The organism is Streptomyces sp. PTL18, assembly GCF_059510295.1.
This window is the reverse complement of record NZ_JCAJZO010000015.1, coordinates 103,810-122,684: the sequence shown is the minus strand read 5'-3', so window position 1 is coordinate 122,684 and position 18,875 is coordinate 103,810. Positions and strand designations below refer to the sequence as shown.

At 69.7% G+C, this 18,875-nt stretch carries 15 protein-coding genes and 1 riboswitch; of the genes, 4 read left to right on the top strand and 11 right to left on the bottom strand.

What is annotated here, in order from left to right; genetic code table 11:
- Positions 1 to 3: 3 nt before the first annotated feature.
- Positions 4 to 1,293, bottom strand: a complete 1,290-nt coding sequence (locus AC5WS8_RS25825) for a L,D-transpeptidase (protein ID WP_496105848.1) — start codon at positions 1,291 to 1,293, stop codon at positions 4 to 6.
- Between the two features lie 108 nt (positions 1,294 to 1,401).
- Between AC5WS8_RS25825 and AC5WS8_RS25820 the strand changes: the two genes are divergently transcribed.
- Positions 1,402 to 2,097 carry a response regulator gene (locus AC5WS8_RS25820; RefSeq protein ID WP_496105847.1) on the top strand — a complete coding sequence of 232 codons (696 nt, stop codon included), beginning with the start codon at positions 1,402 to 1,404 and terminating at the stop codon, positions 2,095 to 2,097.
- Positions 2,094 to 3,947 carry an ATP-binding protein gene (locus AC5WS8_RS25815; protein ID WP_496105846.1) on the top strand — a complete coding sequence of 618 codons (1,854 nt, stop codon included), beginning with the start codon at positions 2,094 to 2,096 and terminating at the stop codon, positions 3,945 to 3,947. The genes AC5WS8_RS25820 and AC5WS8_RS25815 overlap by 4 nt, the downstream gene beginning before the upstream one ends.
- A gap of 545 nt (positions 3,948 to 4,492) precedes the next feature.
- Here AC5WS8_RS25815 and AC5WS8_RS25810 read toward each other — a convergent pair.
- Positions 4,493 to 4,951 carry a MarR family winged helix-turn-helix transcriptional regulator gene (locus AC5WS8_RS25810; RefSeq protein WP_496105845.1) on the bottom strand — a complete coding sequence of 153 codons (459 nt, stop codon included), beginning with the start codon at positions 4,949 to 4,951 and terminating at the stop codon, positions 4,493 to 4,495.
- A 63-nt stretch (positions 4,952 to 5,014) separates the two neighbouring features.
- Between AC5WS8_RS25810 and AC5WS8_RS25805 the strand changes: the two genes are divergently transcribed.
- Positions 5,015 to 5,383, top strand: coding sequence for a VOC family protein (locus AC5WS8_RS25805; RefSeq protein ID WP_496105844.1), 369 nt, complete (start codon positions 5,015 to 5,017; stop codon positions 5,381 to 5,383).
- Between the two features lie 391 nt (positions 5,384 to 5,774).
- Here the strand turns inward: AC5WS8_RS25805 and AC5WS8_RS25800 are convergent, their stop codons facing one another.
- From AC5WS8_RS25800 to AC5WS8_RS25790, 3 genes are all read right to left on the bottom strand, one after another.
- Positions 5,775 to 7,079 carry an NRAMP family divalent metal transporter gene (locus AC5WS8_RS25800; protein ID WP_496105843.1) on the bottom strand — a complete coding sequence of 435 codons (1,305 nt, stop codon included), beginning with the start codon at positions 7,077 to 7,079 and terminating at the stop codon, positions 5,775 to 5,777.
- Positions 7,076 to 8,422: a magnesium transporter MgtE N-terminal domain-containing protein gene (locus AC5WS8_RS25795; protein ID WP_496105842.1), complete on the bottom strand. Its 1,347-nt coding sequence runs from the start codon at positions 8,420 to 8,422 to the stop codon at positions 7,076 to 7,078. Before AC5WS8_RS25795 ends, AC5WS8_RS25800 begins: the two co-directional genes overlap by 4 nt.
- Before the next feature lie 353 nt (positions 8,423 to 8,775).
- Positions 8,776 to 8,956, bottom strand: a riboswitch (M-box (ykoK) riboswitch).
- Positions 8,957 to 9,053: 97 nt separating this feature from the next.
- On the bottom strand, positions 9,054 to 9,452 hold the full coding sequence (locus tag AC5WS8_RS25790; RefSeq protein WP_496105841.1) for a VOC family protein: 399 nt from the start codon (positions 9,450 to 9,452) through the stop codon (positions 9,054 to 9,056).
- Between the two features lie 93 nt (positions 9,453 to 9,545).
- Here AC5WS8_RS25790 and AC5WS8_RS25785 point away from each other — a divergent pair, with 93 nt between their 5' ends.
- Positions 9,546 to 10,535, top strand: coding sequence for a helix-turn-helix transcriptional regulator (locus tag AC5WS8_RS25785; protein ID WP_496105840.1), 990 nt, complete (start codon positions 9,546 to 9,548; stop codon positions 10,533 to 10,535).
- Positions 10,536 to 10,621: 86 nt separating this feature from the next.
- On the opposite strand, the gene AC5WS8_RS25780 is transcribed toward AC5WS8_RS25785, so the two are convergent.
- The 6 genes from AC5WS8_RS25780 to kdpF form a co-directional block, all read right to left on the bottom strand.
- The gene (locus AC5WS8_RS25780) at positions 10,622 to 13,168 is read right to left on the bottom strand and encodes a DUF4118 domain-containing protein (protein ID WP_496105839.1); all 2,547 of its coding nucleotides are present in this window, start codon (positions 13,166 to 13,168) and stop codon (positions 10,622 to 10,624) included.
- A gap of 2 nt (positions 13,169 to 13,170) precedes the next feature.
- Positions 13,171 to 13,854: a response regulator gene (locus AC5WS8_RS25775; protein ID WP_496105838.1), complete on the bottom strand. Its 684-nt coding sequence runs from the start codon at positions 13,852 to 13,854 to the stop codon at positions 13,171 to 13,173.
- 94 nt (positions 13,855 to 13,948) lie between these two features.
- Positions 13,949 to 14,563: a potassium-transporting ATPase subunit KdpC gene (kdpC, locus tag AC5WS8_RS25770; RefSeq protein WP_496105837.1), complete on the bottom strand. Its 615-nt coding sequence runs from the start codon at positions 14,561 to 14,563 to the stop codon at positions 13,949 to 13,951.
- 5 nt (positions 14,564 to 14,568) lie between these two features.
- Positions 14,569 to 16,710 (bottom strand): potassium-transporting ATPase subunit KdpB, encoded by a 2,142-nt coding sequence (gene kdpB / locus AC5WS8_RS25765; protein WP_496105836.1) that lies wholly within the window; start codon positions 16,708 to 16,710, stop codon positions 14,569 to 14,571.
- Complete coding sequence (kdpA, locus tag AC5WS8_RS25760) at positions 16,710 to 18,371, bottom strand: potassium-transporting ATPase subunit KdpA (RefSeq protein ID WP_496105874.1); 1,662 nt, start codon at positions 18,369 to 18,371, stop codon at positions 16,710 to 16,712. The genes kdpB and kdpA overlap by 1 nt, the downstream gene beginning before the upstream one ends.
- A gap of 32 nt (positions 18,372 to 18,403) precedes the next feature.
- Positions 18,404 to 18,493 (bottom strand): K(+)-transporting ATPase subunit F, encoded by a 90-nt coding sequence (gene kdpF / locus AC5WS8_RS25755; protein WP_016434100.1) that lies wholly within the window; start codon positions 18,491 to 18,493, stop codon positions 18,404 to 18,406.
- Between the last annotated feature and the right edge of the window lie 382 nt (positions 18,494 to 18,875).

Genomic DNA, 18,875 nt, shown 5'->3' with positions numbered 1-18,875 from the left:
GCCTCATCGCGCCGAACCCGCCGTCCACTCGCTCCACGGCATGTTCCAGCCGTTGAGTCCGTTGTCGGGGGCGATCACCTTGTCGTCGGAGTTCTTCACCACGACCACGTCACCGACGAGGGAGTTGTCGTAGAACCAGGCGGCGTCCTGGCCGGAGTCGCCGCCGCCCTTGACGTCCTTGAGCCCCACACAGCCGTGGCTGATGTTGGAGTGGCCGAAGACGGAGTCGTCCCCCCAGTAGTTGCCGTGGACGAAGGTGCCCGAGGTGGACAGCCGCATGGCGTGCGGGACGTCGGGGATGTCGTACTGGCCGGCGTAACCGACAGTGGCGCCGTTCATCCGTGTCGAGATCAGCTTCTCTGAGATGACCATCTGCCCGTTCCAGGTGGGCGACGAGGCGGCACCCGCAGTGATCGGTATGTTCCGCACGGTCGTGCCGTCCCGGACGACCTTCATGGTGTGCGCGGCGGCGTCCACGGTGGACACCTGGCTGCGCCCGACCTTGAACCGGAGGGTCTGGTCCTGTTCGCCGTACGAGTCGGAGGCCCCTTTCACTCCGGCGAGGCGGATCCTGACCGTGATGGTGGAGCGGGGCTTCCAGTACTCCTGCGGACGGAAGTCGAGCCGTTGCCCGCCGAACCAGTGGCCCACGACGGTCTGTCCGCTGTCGGAACTGACCTCGACGGCGGACTCGACGACCTTCTTGTCGGTGATCGGTTTGTCGAAGGTGAACGAGACCGGCATGCCCACCCCCACCGTGGAGCCGTTGCCCGGGGTGTAGGTGCCGGTGAACCGGTCGGCCTCGGCAAGGGTCGTGAACGTCACGGTTCTGGTCGTGCGGTGGCCGCCGGCGCCGGTGGCCGCGGCGGTCAACCGGTAGGTCGTCCCGTGCTTCAGGTCGCCCGAGGGGGCCCAGCTCTTCTTGTCCGGGGACCGTTCGCCGGGCACCACCCGACCGTCCGCGGTGGACAGGGACACCTGGGTGATCGTGCCCCCTTCGACGGTGACCCGGCCGCCGACGGTGACCGGGACATGTTCCTGCCCGTCGGTGGCGTGCAGTTCCAGCCGGAGCGCCTCGGCGGCCTGCGCGTGTGTCTTCGCCGCGTCCCCGGCGGGATTCTTCGCGTCCGACGCCCCGGTGCCGCAGCCGGCCAGCAGGCATACCGAGACGGACAGCAGCGCCAGCGCGGACCGGACCGGGGCAGGGCGGGCCGGGAGGGGGCGGCCCGGGCCTGGCGCGGATGCCGCTGCCGGGACGGGACCGGTGTGATGTGTGGATTCTCCGTCGTGCATGAGGCCAGCGTGGAGCGCGGATATCAGGAAGTTGTCAGGGTGTGGGAAGAACCGCAGCGGGGCGGTACACCGTGCTTACGACGCCTCGGCACGCATAAGGTCACCGGCGTGTGTGCACATATTCTGGTCGCGGAGGACGACGGCCTGCAGGCCGAGCTCATCCGCCGGCTCCTGGTCAGGGAAGGCCATACGGCCGTCGTCGTCTCCGAGGGACGGGCTGCTCTCGACGAGGCCCGCGACCACCGGCCCGACCTGGTGATCCTCGATGTCATGCTGCCGGGCCTCGACGGGTTCGGCGTCTGCCGCGTGCTGCGCCGGGACGCGGACGTACCGGTGCTGATGCTCACGGCCCGCTCCGCCGAGGACGATCTGCTGCTCGGTCTCGACCTCGGCGCGGACGACTACATGACGAAGCCGTACAGTCCCCGGGAACTGCTGGCACGCATCCGCACCGTGCTGCGCCGCACCCGGCATCCCGTCGAGGACTCCCCCGTGCTGCGCGTCGGGGGCATCACCGTCGACCCGGTACGGCACGAGGTCACCTGTGACGGCGCCGCCGTCGGCTGCACCCCGGGTGAGTTCGCCATCCTGAACGCCATGGCCGCCGAGCCCGAACGGGTCTTCTCACGCCGTCAGTTGCTGCAGCACACCCGCGGACACGACCGGGCGTCCACCGAGCGCGCCATCGACGTGCACATCATGAACCTGCGCAAGAAGATCGAGGCCGACCCGCGTACACCCGCACGGCTGCTGACGGTGTTCGGAGTCGGCTACAAACTCGTCGACGGCCGGAGTCCCTCATGACCGGCCCGGACGGCGGCTCGCCCGTCCCCCGCATCCCCTGGCACAAGAGTCTGTTGGTACGGCTGCTGCTCACCTCCGTGGCGATCGCGGTGCTGTCCGTGGGCGCCACCGCCTGGCTGGCCGTGCAGCTCACCACACGGGCCATTCAGGAGGAACACGGTCAGGTGCTCTCCGACGACTCCGACATCCTGCGTCGGCTGAGCGGCTATGCCGCGGTCCATGCCGACTGGGACGGCGTCGGGTCCACCGTGCGCACGCTGTCGCGCACACTGGACCGGCGTATCGCCCTGACCACCGCGGGCGGACGGCTCATCAGCGACTCCGCCGCACCCGGCACCGCGCTGCCCGCCCGCGCCTCGGCCACCGTCGACCCGCTGCGTACGGACACCTACACCGAGCCCGGCGCCCAGCTCGCCGGTATCGACCCGCGGGCGGTGGGACCCTATCGGCTGTCCCATACCGAGGCGGAGAAGGTGAGCAGACTGGCGCAGCAGCGTGTGGCGTGCATGGACCAGCTCGGCAGCCGCGGCCACACCAGGCAGCTGCCCAGCGGTCGTACGGTGGTCATCGCCGACCTCGGCCCGGCGCTCGTGCTCTCGCAGTGCGCCGACGAAACGGGCAACCCGGTGATGCCCACCGAGCGCAAGGCGCTGGCAGCCCTCGCGAAGCTGACGGTCGGCTGCCTCCCCGGCGACTGGAAGCAGCGGGCCCAGGCAGACCCTTATCTGCGGGAGCTGCTCGGCATCGATGTCATTCCCGGAATGTCCGGCCGGACGGCAGGCAACATCCACGAGCGGGTCGGCAACCAGCAGGTGCAGAACTGTGTCGACACGGCCCGCCGCACCCAGCTCGACCCCTACGTCGCCCCGCCGGCGACCCTCTACCTCGGCGACCGCGACCAACAGCGGTCGGGCTTCGACCTCTCACCCGCCAACAAGACCAAGATCATCGGAGTCACGGGGCTCGTCCTGGCCGTCACGATCACACTGACCGCCCTCGTCGCCGTCCGCCTCGTCCGCCCCCTGCGCGCCCTGACCGCCGCCGCCCGGCAGCCGCCCGAGCAACACGCACGGGTCGCCGTCACCACCAAGGACGAGACAGGCTTCCTGGCCGCCGCCTTCAACGACCTGACCGCGCGCCGGGAACACTTGGAGGCCCAGCGCAAGGCCATGGTCAGCGACATCGCCCACGAACTGCGCACCCCGCTGACCAATATCCGCGGGTGGCTCGAGGTCACCCGCGACGGACTGCTCGACCCCGACCCCGGCCTCATCGCCTCCCTGCACGACGAGGCGCTGCAACTGCAGCACATCATCGACGACCTGCGCGACCTCGCCGCGGGCGACGCCGGCACCCTGCGGCTGCACCGGGAACCGCTGGCCGCGGACGAGTTGATCGGCCAGGTCGCCACCGCGCATCGCAGCCGCGCCGAAGCCGCGGACATACACCTGCGGGCGGACTCCGGCCCTGAGCTCTGGATGGACGCCGACCCGGTGAGAATGCGACAGGTCCTGGGCAACCTCGTCTCCAACGCGCTGCGGCACACTCCCGCGCAGGGCACGGTCACCCTCGGCGCCCGGCGCACGCCGGACGAGATCGTCCTGACCGTGCGCGACACCGGGGACGGTATCGCCCCTGAGGACCTGCCCCATGTCTTCGAACGGTTCTGGCGCGCCGATGGATCCCGCAGCAGACGCACCGGGGGCAGCGGTCTCGGCCTGTCCATCGTGCGCCAGTTCGTCGAGGCACACGGCGGAACCGTCACCGTCGGCAGCACCCCCGGCAGCGGAGCGGTCTTCACCGTCCGGCTACCCCGTGTGCCCGGGCCGGAGGAACCTCAGACGCCGTGAAGAACCTCCCCTCGGGGCGGCCAAAGGGGTCGACGAGCCGACACTTCCCTGCCCGGGGCTCTCAACGTTTGCCTCGACAGCTCCGCAACCCAGCAAGGGTTGCGGACCCGGGCTCCGCGGTGCCCAGGCGAACTGTCCGCTGCATCCGGTGGCCTGCGCCCGCCTGATCGGCGACCACACCATGGCCGCCGTGGAGACCTCCGGTCCCCTACTGACCCGCCTGCTGCAGGTGGCCGGCCGGACGCACGCTGGGTCCGCCCGCCGGGGAACACGGACCTCCAGCAGGGCGAGGTCATCATGGAGATCCACCAGCAGGAACATCTGCGGACCGTGACACTGCCGGGCGGCCTGAGGATGACGCCGGGCTGGACGCTGCAGATGCGCCGCTCCGCGCTGGAGCGCTACCTGCTTGAGCTGCTGCGGCCGGACGCGCGGGTTGCGGGCATCAAACACGTCCTCGCCACGGCAGTCCGAGGTCGCCGACACGGATCTCAGGCTCGGCTGACTCCTGTCCGCGTGCGACGAGACGTGCGCCGCGGAACGAGCTATGCACCCTCGTTGTCCCCGCGCAGGGAATGGATCATGCCCTGCAGGATCCGGAACGCGTCCGACTGCTCGGTCTCGGTCAGGCCGGCCAGCATTCTGGCCTCGACGGACCGGACGGCTGCGCTCGCCTTCTCGAGACTTCGTCGGCCGCGAGGCGTGAGCCGCGCCGGAAGCACCTTCCCGACGAGTGCCTCCGCAGGCCTGGTCACGTAGCCGTCTCGTTCCAGGGCCTGGAGTAGCACGTTCATCGTCTGCCGTGTCACGAACGCGCCCCGCGCGAGCTCGGAGTTCGACAAGCCCGGTCGTTGCGCCAGCAGCTCGAGGCAGGAGTAGTGCGTCACGCTCATCCCAAGCGGCCGCAGCACTTCCTCCATGGCCGCGCGCAGGGCACTCGACGCTTCTTTGAGCAGGTAGCCCAGTGACGTCTCCAGGTCGATGCCGACACCTTCTTGACTCATGTCAGTATTCTGACATACGTTGCCGCATGTCAGAAAACTGACACGCAAAGAAGGAGCGTCACCATGCCCGCCACCGGCCCCGACTTCATCTCACTCCAAGTACGCGACCTCGACGCTTCACAGGCGTTCTACGAGCAGTACCTGGGCCTCGTCCGCTCGCCGGCCGGACCTCCGCACGCCGTCGTCTTCGAGACGAAGCCGATCGTGTTCGCACTCCGAGACGTCATTCCCGGCACCGACCTCACATCCGTCGCTCAGCCCGGCATCGGTGCCGCGATCTGGCTCCACGCCACCGACGTCCAGGCCATCCACGACGCGCTCGTCGCCGACGGCCACACCATCGTCACCGCACCGGTCGACGGCCCCTTCGGTCGGACCTTCACCTTCGCCGACCCCGACGGCTACCAAGTCACGCTCCACGACCGCGCCTGACGATCAAGTGCTGGTGACGGGCTGATCGGCCAGGTCAGGGTGCTGGTCCGCAGCAGGGCCAGAGCCGCTTCGGTCGTCCTGGTCGCGATACCGGTGGTGAGCACCAGGTGCCCCGGCGCCGGGGTCGACTGACCGCCTGTCCTGCCCGTGAAACACCTTCCGACCGAAGGACGTTCATGAGACGACCGCGTGCAGCCCGTCGCCACCCGAAGTGAACATCGTCCCCCTGCCCGACTGCCCGGACCGAACGCGGCGAAGCCGTCGCCGGCGTGGTCAACGGCTACCGGCAGGCAGGCCGACCGCCCGACGAGCTCGCAGATCACAGACGATGAGGCCGCTGCGAAGCACCAGGTCCACGATGACGGCGGTTGGTTCTCTCTGATGGGCTGGGTCAGCCGAGGCCGAACCAGCCGAGAACGGTCTGGACGAGCAGGATCGTGGACATGCCGGCGACGCCGACGACCACGGCGGTGGCGGCGATGCGGTAGCGGGGGCCGTTGGCCGCGGTGCCGAGGACGGAGCGGCGGTTGGTGAGGACCAGCAGGTAGACCAGGACGATGGGGCTGATCAGGCCCTGCAGGACCTGGGTGCCGATGAGGAGCTGGATGACGTCGACCGGGGTCATGGCGACCACCGCGCCGAGGACGATCTGCGCGGTGAACAGGCCCAGGAACAGGGGCGCATCGCGGAAGGTGCGGGAGACGGAGCGCTCCACGCCCGCCGCCTCGCCCACGGCGTAGCTCGCGGACAGCGGGACGACCGCGCCTGCGAGGGCGGAGGCGCCGATCAGGCCGATGGCGAAGAGGAGTTCGGCGTTCTTTCCGGCGACCGGTTCAAGAGCCTCGGCGGCCTGGGCGGCGGAGTCCAGTGGGCCGGTCCCTCCGATCGCGGCGGCCGTGGCGATGATGATGGTCAGGCTGATGATGCAGGCGAAGACCGCCCCGAGCACGGCGTCCAGCTTGATCAGCCGGTAGTCCTCCGGCTTGGCGCCCCGGTCGACGACGCCTGCGGCGGCGTAGAACTGCATGTACGGACTGACGGTCGTGCCGATGAGCGCGACGGCGAGCAGGATGAAGTCCTTGTTCGGCTCGATGTGCGGGACGATGAGGTGTTTGCCGACCTCGGCCCAGTGCGGGTGGCCGAGGACCATGGCGACGGGGTAGGCGAAAAAGGCCAGCGACATGATGAGGAAGATGCGTTCGGCCCAGTGGTAGGAGCCGAACAGCACCAGCGCCCACAGCAGGATCGCGGCCGGCGGGATGACCGCCCACTTGGGCACGCCGAGGAGTTCGAAGGCGGCGCCGATACCGGCGAACTCCGAGACGACCAGACCCGTGTTGGCCAGCAGCAGGCAGAACACCGCGAGTCCGGTCAGGCGCAGGCTGAACTGTTCGCGGATCAGCGCTCCGAGGCCCTTGCCGGTGTGCGCGCCCAGCCGTACGGCCATCTCCTGCACCATCACCAGGGCGATGGTGACCAGCACCATGAAGAACAGGGTGCCGTACGTGAATTGCGAGCCCGCCGAGGCGTACGTCGCGATTCCGGCCGCATCGTTACCCGCGTTCGCGGCGACCAAGCCGGGACCGGCGATCGCCGCGACCATGGTGATGCGCCGCCGGCCGGTGCGGCGGACAGGAGCCGTCGCGGCCGTGGGAGCTGCCGGAGTCCGCTCGCCGGCGTCGAGGTGGCGGGTCACTGCAGGAACCTCCGGAAGTGCAGGCGCCCGCGTTCGGGCAGCAGGTTGTCGAGCAGGTCGTCGGCCAGGATCCGGCCGAGCGGACGATCGGTGTCGTCGACCACCAGCAGCGAGGATGCGCGGGCGGCCACCAGCTCGTCGGCGGCCTCGGCCAGCGCGGTGTCCGGACGGACGGTGACGGGCGGGCCGAACTGCACCCGCCAGGCGACCAGGTCGGCCACCGGAGTGGTGTCCTCCGCCACTGCGAGGTCGAACAGCGCGATGTCGGTGACCAGACGGCCCTCCTCGTCCAGGACGGCGACGGCGTCGATCTCGGTGCGGTGCTCGGCCTGCTCGGCCAGCCGGCCCCGCACCTCGGCGACGGTCTCGTCCCGACCGGCGGTGATCAGCAGGGTGGTCATGGCGCCGCCCGCGGTGCCCTCCCGGTGCGCCAGCAACCGACGCAGCTCCGCGGCTCCATCGGCCGGCATGCGCATCAGCAGGGCCTCACGCTCCTCGGGCGTGAGGTCGCGCAGGGCGTCGGTGGCCTCGTCGGGCTCCATCTCGTCCACGAGGCGGGCGGCGTGCTCCGGTTTCGCCTCGCGCAGCAGGTTCTCCAGCTCGGCCGGTTCCATCTCCTCCAGCGCGTCGGCGGCCTGCTCGGGCTCCAGCCAGCCGAGCAGCTGCTGTCGCTCGGCGCGGCCGAGGTCTTCGAGGATGTCGGCCAGGTCGGCCGGGCGCAGCCGGTGCAGCGCGGCCCGGGATGCGCGCAGCCGTACCTCGGGCGGGCCCTCGGTGGCCTGCTCGGCGAACGGGGCCACCGCCTGCCAGTCCAGCACCCGCTCCGGGGTCGGACGGGCCTGCCACCGTCGGGGGCCGAGCCGGCGCAGCAGGGTGGGCAGCGACACGTCCACGCCGACCAGCACCACCCGGTCGACCAGCGGTGCCAGGTACAGGTCGGCGGCCCGGGTGACCTGGACGCCGTCGACGTCGACGAGCTGGTGATCGAGGACATCCTTGGCAAGCAGGACCTCGCCGGGGCGGCGGGTGAAGTCGCGCAGGTCGACCCGCGCGGTGCTCAGCCGCACGTGCCCGGCGTGCACCTTGCCGACGGCGTCGGCAGCGAGGAAGGCGCGCCGTCGGCCGATGCGCAGGATCAGGCCGGTGACCGGCGGGTATGCGTCCGTGCCGTAGAGCCGGGCGACGACGTCGACGACGCGGCCGACCTCTTCGCCGGCCTGGTTGGTGACGGGCCCGCCGATCAGACCGGCCAGCGAGACCAGTGAGGTGCGGACCGCCTTGGAGGCGGTGGCGCGGCGCTCCAGGTGGACCCGGCGGTCGCGCAGGCGAGCGGTGGTGGACATGAGCAGAGTGTGGGCAGCCAAGGTGAACACCCCCTTGCCCCGGCGTGGCGGGGCATCGGGCGGCCCACGGCAGCGCTCCTCCTCCCCCAGTCGGCCGTGGCAGGCACCCCGGGCACACGCCGGTACGCGGCCTGCCGAGACCGGTGAGCTGGGCGGATCGCCGGCCGAGAAGTCGGCGGATCAGAGATCAGGGAAGAGGGGGCTGCCCCGGGCCGCGGAAGGACGGCGCGGACAACACGAAGAGGGGCCGACTATGGCCCGGACTACTGTCCATGTCGCCTCCTTCCGGTCTCCGCCGCGCAACAGGGCGTCGCGGTCGTGCGGCAAGGGGCAGCCGGGACGGGAACGGTCCCGGCGCACCCCAACTCGTCAGAGCTTTGGCACTCCACGGCGTGATCCCCCCGCGATCCCGCGAGGGAAGCCACTTGGGGTCACCCCTTGGGCCGGGGAGACCTGTCCTGATCCGGAGCGTCTCTCGACGGGTGGGATCAGTGGCCTGTGTCCGTGAAGACGCCTCACCGAACGAGGTGTCTTTTCAAACCGCCTGGAGAATACGCCCCCACCACACCACGTCCCCAATCCATGACCAGCCCTTGACCCAGTTCCTACGGGACCAGGAAGGTGTCGGCCGTCAGCGTGCGAACTTCTCGATGGCCGCCGGGGTGACGGGGGTGAAGAAGTTGACGAGGTTGTCGTCGGGGTCGCGGAACAGCAGCGACCGGTTGCCCCAGGGCATCGTGGTGGGCTTGGTGACGAAGTCGGTGACGAAGCCGGTCAGGTTCTGGTGAACGCTGTCGACGTCGTCGACGAGGAACTCGATGATCACGCTGTGGTTGTCCGCCGGGCGGGCAGAGCCCGGGGCGAACAGCGGGACCGTGCGGGTGCCGGCGATCGCGAGGGTGGCGCCCGCGGTCCTGAGTTCGGCGAAGTCCTCGGTGGCCCACGTGGCCCGCACCCCCGTGGCGCGCTCGTAGAACTCGACAAGGCGTGCTACATCGCCGGTGATGATGCGGATCGAGACGAAGTCCATGGGGATCTCCTTGGCAGTGCCGGATGCGTGCACGTCGCAGGCTAGGAGAAATAGTGGACAGAATCGGTCCCCTTTTCGCGTTAGGCTGTGCACATGCCTCGACCCACCGGCCGCGTGCTGACCCTCCTGGAGTTGCTGCAGTCGGGCGGCACCCGGACGGTGGCCGAACTCGCCGACCGGCTCGGCGTCGAAGGGCGCACCGTGCGGCGGTACGTGGACCATCTGATCGACTTGGACGTGCCGGTGGAATCGGTGCGCGGGCGCTACGGCGGGTACCGGCTCGCCCCCGGGTACCGCTTGCCTCCGCTCATGCTCAGCGACGACGAGGCGCTGGCCGTGCTGCTCGGCCTGGTCGCCGGCCGACGAACAGGCCTGACGACGACTCGGCATGCGGCTGGTGAGACGGCATCGGCGAAGATCCGGCGAGTGCTGCCCAAGCACCTCGCCCGCAGGCTCGACACACTCCTGGAAGCCCTCGCCTTCACGGATCAGCCCCATGATTTCGACACCCCGGACGCCGACGTCCTGCTCACCCTCGCCGACGCGGTGCGTCACCGCCGACCGGTCTCGATCCGCTACACCGACCGCGACGGACGGCGCAGCGAACGCACGCTGCACACGTACGGGATCGTCGCCCATGCGGGCCGGTGGTACGTCACGGGCCAGGACGCCCGGATCGGCGAGGACCGAACCTTCCGGCTCGATCGCGTCGCGGACGCACGAACCCTGCCCGGCTCGTTCGAAGCGCCCACGGGTCCCGATCCGGCACAGCGCGTGTTGTCAGCCTTCGCCACGGCCGAGTACCGGCACGAGGTGACCTTGCGGATCCACGGGACGGTTGGGCAGATCCGCGCCCACCTTCCCGCCAGCGTCGCGAGCCTGGAGGAGTACGCGCCCACGCCGGGCGAGGACCGGGCGGCCGAACGCTGGCTGCGCGTCGAGCTGCGGGCGGAGCGGCTCGATTGGTTGCCTCCGGTACTCGCCTCACTCGACCGGCCGTTCGTCATCGAGCGCCCCGACGAACTGCGCGACCTCGTCATCGCGTTCGCCGATCGCCTCGCGTCCCACGCCCGCCGAGCCTGACCGCGAGGAACCGATGTCACGTTCGTTGCCGACGGCGCCGGACCTTCCGACCGGGGCCGCGCCCGAGGCTCTCGGGGCCCCGCCCCTCACATGCTGGCGGCGGACGCGTGCTCGGGTTCTTCCGGGCGGCGCTGTGGTGCCGTCGGCAGGGTGAGGACCATGGTGAGGCCGCCGCCGGGGGTGTCCTCGGCGTTGAGGGTGCCGCCGATGGCCTCCGCGAAGCCGCGGGCCACGGCGAGGCCGAGGCCGACGCCGGCGCCGCGCGGTGAGTCGCCGTAGCGCTGGAACGGTTCGAAGATGCGGGGCTTGGCCTCGTCCGGGACGCCGGGGCCGCGGTCGACGACCCGGACCTCCACGCGGTCGGCCATGGCGCTGGCCGAGACCAGGACCGGTTCGCCCGGCGGGCTGTATTTGACCGCGTTCTCCACGACGTTGGCGACCGAACGTTCCAGCAGGCCGCGATCGACGTCGACCATGGGCAGCGTTTCCGGGATGTCGAGGTCGACGCTGTCCTCGGGTACGCCGCCGAGCGCCATGGGGATCACCTCGTCGAGGTCGGTTTCGCGGATGATCGGTGTGACGGTGCCGGTCTGGAGGCGGGACATGTCGAGCAGGTTGCCGACGAGGTGGTCGAGGCGGTCGGCGCCCTCCTCGATGGCAGCCAGGAACTCGGCCTGGTCGGCCGCGGACCATTCGACGTCGTCCGAGCGCAGGGAGGTGACGGCGGCCTTGATGCCGGCGAGCGGGGTGCGCAGATCGTGGCTGACGGCGGCGAGCAGGGCGGTGCGGATGCGGTTGCCCTCGGCCAGGGCCTTCGCCTCGTCGGCCTTCTGCTGCAGGCGCTGGCGGTCCAGCACGACGGCGGCCTGGGCCGCGAAGGCGGCCAGCACGCGGCGGTCCTCGGCGGGCAGGACACGGCCGGAGAGGGCCAGGGTCAGGTGGTCACCGACCGGGACGTCCACGTCGGCCGCGTCGGGGGTGACGCAGGGGCGGGGGCCGACGCTGCCCGCGCACGTCCAGGGAGCGACGTCGTTCTCGCGTTCCAGCAGGGCCGCCGACTCCATCCCGAAGGTCTCGCGGACCCGGTCCAGCAGTGCTTCCAGGGTGGTCTCGCCGCGCAGGACGTTGCCCGCGAGGAAGGAGAGGATCTCCGATTCGGCGCGGAGCCGGGCCGCCTGGTGGGTGCGGCGGGCGGCCAGGTCCACCACGGAGGCGACGGAGACGGCGACGCCGAAGAACACCGCGATGGCGACGATGTTCTTCGGGTCGGCGATCGTCCAGGTGTGGACCGGCGGGGTGAAGTACCAGTTCAGCAGGGCGGATCCGACCACCGCCGAGGCCAGCGCGGGGAAGAGCCCGCCGAGCAGGGCCGCCGCCACCGTCATCGTCAGGAACAGCAGCATGTCGTTGGCGAGCCCGACGGCGGGGACGACACTGCTCAGCAGCCACGTCAGCAGCGGCGGTCCGGCGATTCCGGTCAGCCATCCCCAGATGAGCCGGGCCCGGCCGAGCCGCGCGCCCCTGGCGGCGACGGGCAGTCCTCGGCCCTTGCCCACTTCGTCGTGGGTGATGAGGTGGACGTCGAGGTCGGGGCCGGAGTCCCGGGCGACCGTGGCGCCGACGCCCGGCCCGAAGACGTACTGCCAGCTGCGGCGGCGGGAGACGCCGAGCACGATCTGCGTGGCGTTCACGCCCCGCGCGAAGTCCAGCAGGGCGGCCGGTATGTCGTCACCGACCACGTGGTGGAAGGTGCCCCCCAGGTCCTCCACCAGGGTGCGCTGGACCGCCAGCTCCTTCGGCGAGGCGGAGGTCAGGCCGTCACTGCGAGCTATGTAGACGGCGAGGACCTCGCCGCCCGCACCCTTCTCGGCCAGGCGTGCGGCCCGGCGGATGAGGGTGCGGCCCTCGGGGCCACCGGTGAGCCCGACCACGATCCGTTCGCGTGAGCCCCAGATCTTCGAGACCCGGTGCTGGCTGCGGTACTCGGTCAGGTACTCGTCGACCCGGTCGGCGACCCACAGCAGTGCCAGCTCCCGCAGCGCCGTCAGGTTCCCGGGGCGGAAGTAGTTCGACAGAGCCGCGTCGACCTTGTCCGGCTTGTAGATGTTGCCGTGCGCCATCCGGCGCCGCAGCGCCTCCGGGGACATGTCGACCAGCTCGATCTGGTCCGCTCGCCGTACGACCTCGTCGGGGACGGTTTCCTGCTGCCGTATCCCGGTGATGGATTCCACGACATCGCCCAGCGACTCCAGGTGCTGGATGTTCACCGTGGAGACCACGTCGACGCCGGCCGCGAGCAGCTCCTCGACGTCCTGCCAACGCTTGCTGTTCCGGCAGCCGGGGACATTGGTGTGCGCGAGTTCGTCGACAAGGGCCACCTGGGGGCGGCGGGCGAGGACGGCGTCCACGTCCATCTCGGTGAAGACGCTGCCCCGGTACTCGATCTCCTTGCGCGGCACCTGCTCCAAGCCGTGCAGCATCACCTCGGTACGCGACCGGCCATGGTGCTCCACGAAGGCGACGACACAGTCGGTGCCCCGCTCAACCCGGCGGTGCCCCTCGGACAGCATCGCGTACGTCTTGCCGACGCCGGGTGCCGCGCCGAGATAGATCCGGAGCTTGCCGCGTGCCATGTTCACCCTTCGAAGCGGTAGCCCATGCCGGGCTCGGTGATGAGATAGCGGGGATGGGAGGGATCTGCTTCCAGTTTGCGCCGCAGCTGGGCCATGTAGACACGCAGGTAGTTGGTCTTGCTGCTCTGGGAGACGCCCCACACCTCCTGGAGCAGCTGCTTCTGGGTGATGAGGCGGCCGGGGTTCGTCACCAGTATCTCCAGCAGGTGCCACTCGGTCGGGGTCAGCCGTACGTCCCGCCCGTCCCGCGCGGCCTTCTTGGCCAGCAGGTCGAGAGTGAAGTCCTCCGTTTCGACCAGCCTCGTCTCCGGGACGAGCGGGGTGTCCTCGGTGCGGCGGACGGCCGCTCGCAGCCGGGCCAGCAGTTCGTTCATGTTGAACGGCTTGGTGACGTAGTCGTCGGCGCCCGCGTCGAGGGCGGCCACCTTCTCGTCGGACGACTGACGTGCGGACAGGACCATGATCGGAACGCGGGTCCAGCCGCGCAGGGCCCTGATGACATCGACGCCGTCCATGTCGGGCAGGCCGAGGTCGAGCAGCACCAGATCCGGCTGGCGGGCCGCCGCCAGGCGGAGCGCGGTGGCGCCGTCGGGGGCGGCGTCGACGCCGTACTGGCGTGCCTGAAGGTTGATTACGAGGGCCCGTACGAGCTGCGGGTCGTCCTCGACCACGAGCACCCTGGTCATGGGTGTGCGCCTCTCCTGTCGTCATGACAGCGGGAGTCGACGGACCCGGGATTCCCCCCTGGCCGCCGACTCCCGCCCATGTCGCATACTCCCGTCACTGCTTCGCCAGAAGGTCCTTGAGCGCGATGTTGAGCGCCAGGACGTTGACGTGCGGCTCACCCATGAATCCGAGGGTGCGGCCGTCGGTGTGCTCCTCGACCAGCTTCTGCACCTGGGCAGCGGGCAGGCCGTTCGCCTTCGCCACGCGGCCCACCTGGATGTCGGCGTAAGCCGGGGAGATGTCCGGGTCGATCGCGGAGGCAGAGCCGGTCACCGCGTCCTTGGGCACCTCGGACGGGGGTACGCCGTTGAACTCGGCGACCTGCTTCTTCGCGTCCTTCACCCTCTCGACCAGCTTGGGGTTACTGGCGCTGAGCTGGCTGGAACCCGTGGTCAGCGGGTCGTAGTTGCTGTTGGAGGGACGGGGCTGGAACCACTTCGGGTCCGGCTTGTCGGTGCCCTTGATGTTCCAGCTCTGGCCGATCAGCGAGGAGCCGACCTCCTTGCCGTCGACCTCGACCACCGATCCGTCGGCCTTGCTGTGGAAGGCCGCCTGGCCGATACCGGTCACGACGAGGGGATAGACGACGCCGGTCACGACGGTGAGGACGAGCAGCATGCGCAGGGCGGCCCACGTCATACGGCCGAGGTTCACAAAGGAGTTGTTCATGTCCTTCACCTGATCCCGGGGACGAGCGAGATGAGCAGGTCGATGATCTTGATGCCGATGAACGGCGCGATCAGGCCGCCCAGCCCGTAGATGCCGAGGTTCCGGCGCAGCATCCGGTCGGCGCTGACCGGCTTGTACTGCACGCCCTTCAGGGACAGCGGTACCAGCGCGACGATGATCAGCGCATTGAAGACGACCGCGGAAAGGATCGCGGAGTCGGGCGAGGACAGGTGCATGATGTTGAGCTTGTCCAGGCCCGGGTAGACCGCCGCAAACAGCGCCGGGATGATCGCGAAGTACTTCGCGACGTCGTTGGCGATGGAGAACGTCGTCAGCGCACCGCGCGTGATCAGCAGCTGCTTGCCGATCTCCACGATCTCGATGAGCTTGGTCGGGTTGGAGTCGAGGTCGACCATGTTGCCGGCCTCCTTGGCGGCCGACGTCCCGGTGTTCATCGCCACGCCGACGTCCGCCTGCGCGAGCGCGGGGGCGTCGTTGGTGCCGTCGCCGGTCATCGCGACCAGCTTGCCGCCGGCCTGCTCCCGCTTGATGAGGGCCATCTTGTCCTCGGGCGTGGCCTCGGCGAGGAAGTCGTCGACGCCCGCCTCCTCGGCGATCGCCTTCGCGGTCAGCGGGTTGTCACCCGTGATCATGACCGTCTTGATGCCCATGCGGCGCAGTTCCTCGAACCGCTCCCGCATGCCCTCCTTGACGACGTCCTTCAGGTGGATGACACCCAGGACCCGGGCGCCGTTGTCGTCGTGGACGGCGACCAGCAGGGGCGTGCCGCCCGCCTCGGAGATCCGGTCGGTCAGCTCCTGGGCGTCCTCGGCAACGGTGCCCCCCTGCTCCTTGACCCAGGCGATGACCGAGGCGGTGGCGCCCTTGCGGACCTTGCGGCCGTCGACGTCCACACCCGACATGCGGGTCTGGGCGGTGAACTCGATCCACTCGGCGCCGACCAGTTCGCCCTGGTGGCGCTCGCGCAGCCCGTATTTCTCCTTGGCCAGGACGACGACGGATCGGCCCTCGGGGGTCTCGTCCGAGAGGGAGGACAGCTGGGCGGCGTCGGCCACCTCCGCCTCCGTCGTCCCGCGCACCGGCACGAACTCCGCCGCCTGGCGGTTGCCGAGCGTGATGGTGCCGGTCTTGTCCAGCAGAAGGGTCGACACGTCACCGGCGGCCTCGACCGCACGTCCGGACATGGCCAGCACGTTGCGCTGCACCAGCCGGTCCATGCCCGCGATGCCGATCGCGGAGAGCAGGGCGCCGATCGTGGTCGGGATCAGACAGACCAGCAGCGCCACCAGGACGACCATGCTCAGCTTGGAGTGCGCGTAGTCGGCGAACGGTGGCAGGGTCGCCACCGCCAGCAGGAACACGATGGTCAGCGACGCCAGCAGGATGTTCAGGGCGATCTCGTTGGGCGTCTTCTGCCGTGCCGCGCCCTCGACCAGGTTGATCATCCGGTCGATGAAGGTCTCGCCGGGCTTCGTCGTGATCTTGATGACGATCCGGTCGGACAGCACCTTCGTACCGCCCGTCACCGCGGACCGGTCACCACCGGACTCCCGGATCACCGGGGCGGACTCACCGGTGATCGCCGACTCGTCCACCGAGGCGACACCCTCGACGACGTCACCGTCACCGGGGATGACGTCACCGGCCTCACAGACCACCAGGTCACCGATGGTCAGCGCGGTACCGGGAACCTGCTCCTCGGAGCCGTCCGCGAGGAGGCGGCGGGCGACGGTGTCGGTCTTGGCCTTGCGCAGGGTGTCGGCCTGCGCCTTGCCGCGGCCCTCGGCCACGGCCTCCGCCAGGTTGGCGAAGATCACGGTCAGCCACAGCCAGGCGCTGATGGTCCAGCCGAACCAGTCGCCCGGGTGCTGGACGGAGAACACCGTGGTCAGGACGGAGCCGACGAGGACCACGAACATCACGGGGGACTTGACCATCGCCCGGGGGTCGAGCTTGCGGAAGGCGTCGGGCAGGGACGTGACCAGCTGCTTGGGGTCGAACAGTCCGCCGCCGACACGGCCTTCGGGCGCCTTGTGCCCGGTCGGCGCGTCCTGGTGGGGCGCGAGGGTGGGAGTGGACATCGAGTCCTGTTTCTTGATCTCTGTCTTCGAGGTGTTGGTGGTCATCACGCCAATCCTTCGGCCAGCGGGCCCAGCGCGAGCGCCGGGAAGAACGTCAGACCGGTGATGATCAGGATCGCGCCCACCAGCAGACCGGTGAACAGCGGCTTCTCGGTCCGCAGGGTGCCCGCGGTGGCCGGGATCGGCTGCTGCTCGGCGAGCGAGCCGGCCAGCGCCAGCACGAAAACCATGGGCACGAAGCGCCCGAGCAGCATGCACAGGCCGAGCATCGTGTTGTGGTACTCGGTGTTCGCGGCGAATCCGGCGAAGGCCGAACCGTTGTTGTTGGAGGCAGAGGTGTAGGCGTACAGCACCTCGGAGAAGCCGTGCGCACCGGAGTTCAGCATCGACGACTGGCCCTTGCCCAGTGCGATCGCCAGCGCCGCGCCGATCAGCACCAGGGCCGGGGTGACCAGGATGTAGGCGGCGGCCAGCTTCATCTCGCGGGCGCCGATCTTCTTGCCCAGGTACTCGGGCGTACGGCCGACCATCAGACCGGCGATGAACACCGCGATGATCGCCATGATCAGCATGCCGTACAGGCCGGAGCCGGTGCCGCCCGGCGCAATCTCGCCCAGCATCATGCCGAGCAGCAGCACACCGCCGGAAAGACCACCGAAGGAGTCATGGAAGGAGTCCACCGAGCCCGTCGATGTCATGGTCGTGGAGACGGCGAAGGCCGACGAGTTGCCCTCGCCGAACCGCTGCTCCTTGCCCTCCATGGCGCCGCCCGCCAGCTGCGAGGCGGTGCCCGGGTGGGCGTACTCCAGCCAGGTCACGGCGACCACGGCGAGGAACCAGATGATGCCCATCGCGGCGAGGATCGCGTAGCCCTGCTTGACCGAGCCGACCATCCTGCCGAAAGTGCGCGGCAGCGAGAACGGGATCACCAGGAGCAGGAAGATCTCCAGCCAGTTGGTGAAGCCGTTGGGGTTCTCGAAGGGGTGGGCGCTGTTGGCGTTGAAGAAGCCGCCGCCGTTGGTGCCCAGGTCCTTGATGGCCTCTTGCGACGCCACCGCGCCGGGGCTGATGGCCTGCCGCTGGCCGGTCAGGGTGGTGATGTGGTGGATGCCGCCGAAGTTCTGGACGGCACCGCAGGCGATCAGGACCACGGCCGCGATCACGGAGATCGGGATCAGGATCCGGATGATGCAGCGCACCAGGTCGGCCCAGAAGTTGCCCAGGTCTCCGGTGCGGGACCGGGCGAAGCCGCGCACCAGCGCCACCGCGACGGCGATACCGACGGCCGCCGACACGAAGTTCTGCACGGCCAGGCCCATGGTCTGGGTGACGTGGCTCATCGCCACCTCGCCCGAGTACGACTGCCAGTTCGTGTTGGACACGAAGGAGGCGGCCGTGTTGAACGCCTGGTCCGGGCTGATCGGCTTGAAACCGAGCGACAGGGGCAACTTGTCCTGCACCCGCTGGAGCAGGTACAGGAACAGCACGCTGACGGCGGAGAAGAACAACACCCCGCGCAGATAGGCCGGCCAGCGCATCTCGGCGTCGGGGTTGGCTCCCACGGAGCGGTATATCCACCGCTCGACGCGCAGGTGTCTCTCGGACTGGAAGACGGCGGCCATGTAGTCGCCGAGGGGACGGTGCGCCGACGCGAGCGCGCCGATCAGCGCGGTCACGAAGAGCACGTCGGCAAGGACGGGACCCATGTCGCCCGCTGCGACAGCAGCTGATGTCACAGTCAGAACCTCTCCGGGAAGATCAGGGCGAGGACGAGGTAACCCAGCAGGGCGACGGCCACGACCAGGCCGACGATGTTCTCGGCGGTCACAGCTTCGTCACCCCCCGGGCCACGAGGGCCACCAGCGCGAAGACCGCGACGGTGATGGCGACGAAGGCCAGATCGGCCATCGTGAACTCCTGAAGAGGTTCGGGGGTGGAACACGGACGCTTAGAGGAAACAGCCTCTCCGGCCGGACCTGGTCACCCCTTGACGGCCCTCATACGGCTGCGCCCACGGCTTTGACGGAACCCATACGGCCGCTGATCCCTACCGACCGGTAACACTCACGCGTGAGGAGCACCGGGACCGTGGGGTCCTCACCGAACGGCGTCGAGATCATTTGTTCCGGTCCTCGGCGTCTCTGACGTCAGGCATGAGACGCGGTGAGCAAGCCCGCGGGTCGCCGGTCGGCGCGCGGGCGGCATCCTCC

What these genes read in the sequence shown, in the direction of transcription:
- AC5WS8_RS25825 (WP_496105848.1), bottom strand. Translation starts at nt 1,293, where the DNA reads ATGCACGACGGAGAATCCACACATCACACCGGTCCCGTCCCGGCAGCG.
- AC5WS8_RS25815 (WP_496105846.1), top strand. Translation starts at nt 2,094, where the DNA reads ATGACCGGCCCGGACGGCGGCTCGCCCGTCCCCCGCATCCCCTGGCAC.
- AC5WS8_RS25810 (WP_496105845.1), bottom strand. Translation starts at nt 4,951, where the DNA reads ATGAGTCAAGAAGGTGTCGGCATCGACCTGGAGACGTCACTGGGCTAC.
- AC5WS8_RS25805 (WP_496105844.1), top strand. Translation starts at nt 5,015, where the DNA reads ATGCCCGCCACCGGCCCCGACTTCATCTCACTCCAAGTACGCGACCTC.
- AC5WS8_RS25795 (WP_496105842.1), bottom strand. Translation starts at nt 8,422, where the DNA reads ATGTCCACCACCGCTCGCCTGCGCGACCGCCGGGTCCACCTGGAGCGC.
- AC5WS8_RS25790 (WP_496105841.1), bottom strand. Translation starts at nt 9,452, where the DNA reads ATGGACTTCGTCTCGATCCGCATCATCACCGGCGATGTAGCACGCCTT.
- AC5WS8_RS25785 (WP_496105840.1), top strand. Translation starts at nt 9,546, where the DNA reads ATGCCTCGACCCACCGGCCGCGTGCTGACCCTCCTGGAGTTGCTGCAG.
- AC5WS8_RS25780 (WP_496105839.1), bottom strand. Translation starts at nt 13,168, where the DNA reads ATGGCACGCGGCAAGCTCCGGATCTATCTCGGCGCGGCACCCGGCGTC.
- AC5WS8_RS25775 (WP_496105838.1), bottom strand. Translation starts at nt 13,854, where the DNA reads ATGACCAGGGTGCTCGTGGTCGAGGACGACCCGCAGCTCGTACGGGCC.
- kdpC (WP_496105837.1), bottom strand. Translation starts at nt 14,563, where the DNA reads ATGAACAACTCCTTTGTGAACCTCGGCCGTATGACGTGGGCCGCCCTG.
- kdpB (WP_496105836.1), bottom strand. Translation starts at nt 16,710, where the DNA reads ATGACCACCAACACCTCGAAGACAGAGATCAAGAAACAGGACTCGATG.
- kdpA (WP_496105874.1), bottom strand. Translation starts at nt 18,371, where the DNA reads ATGGGTCCCGTCCTTGCCGACGTGCTCTTCGTGACCGCGCTGATCGGC.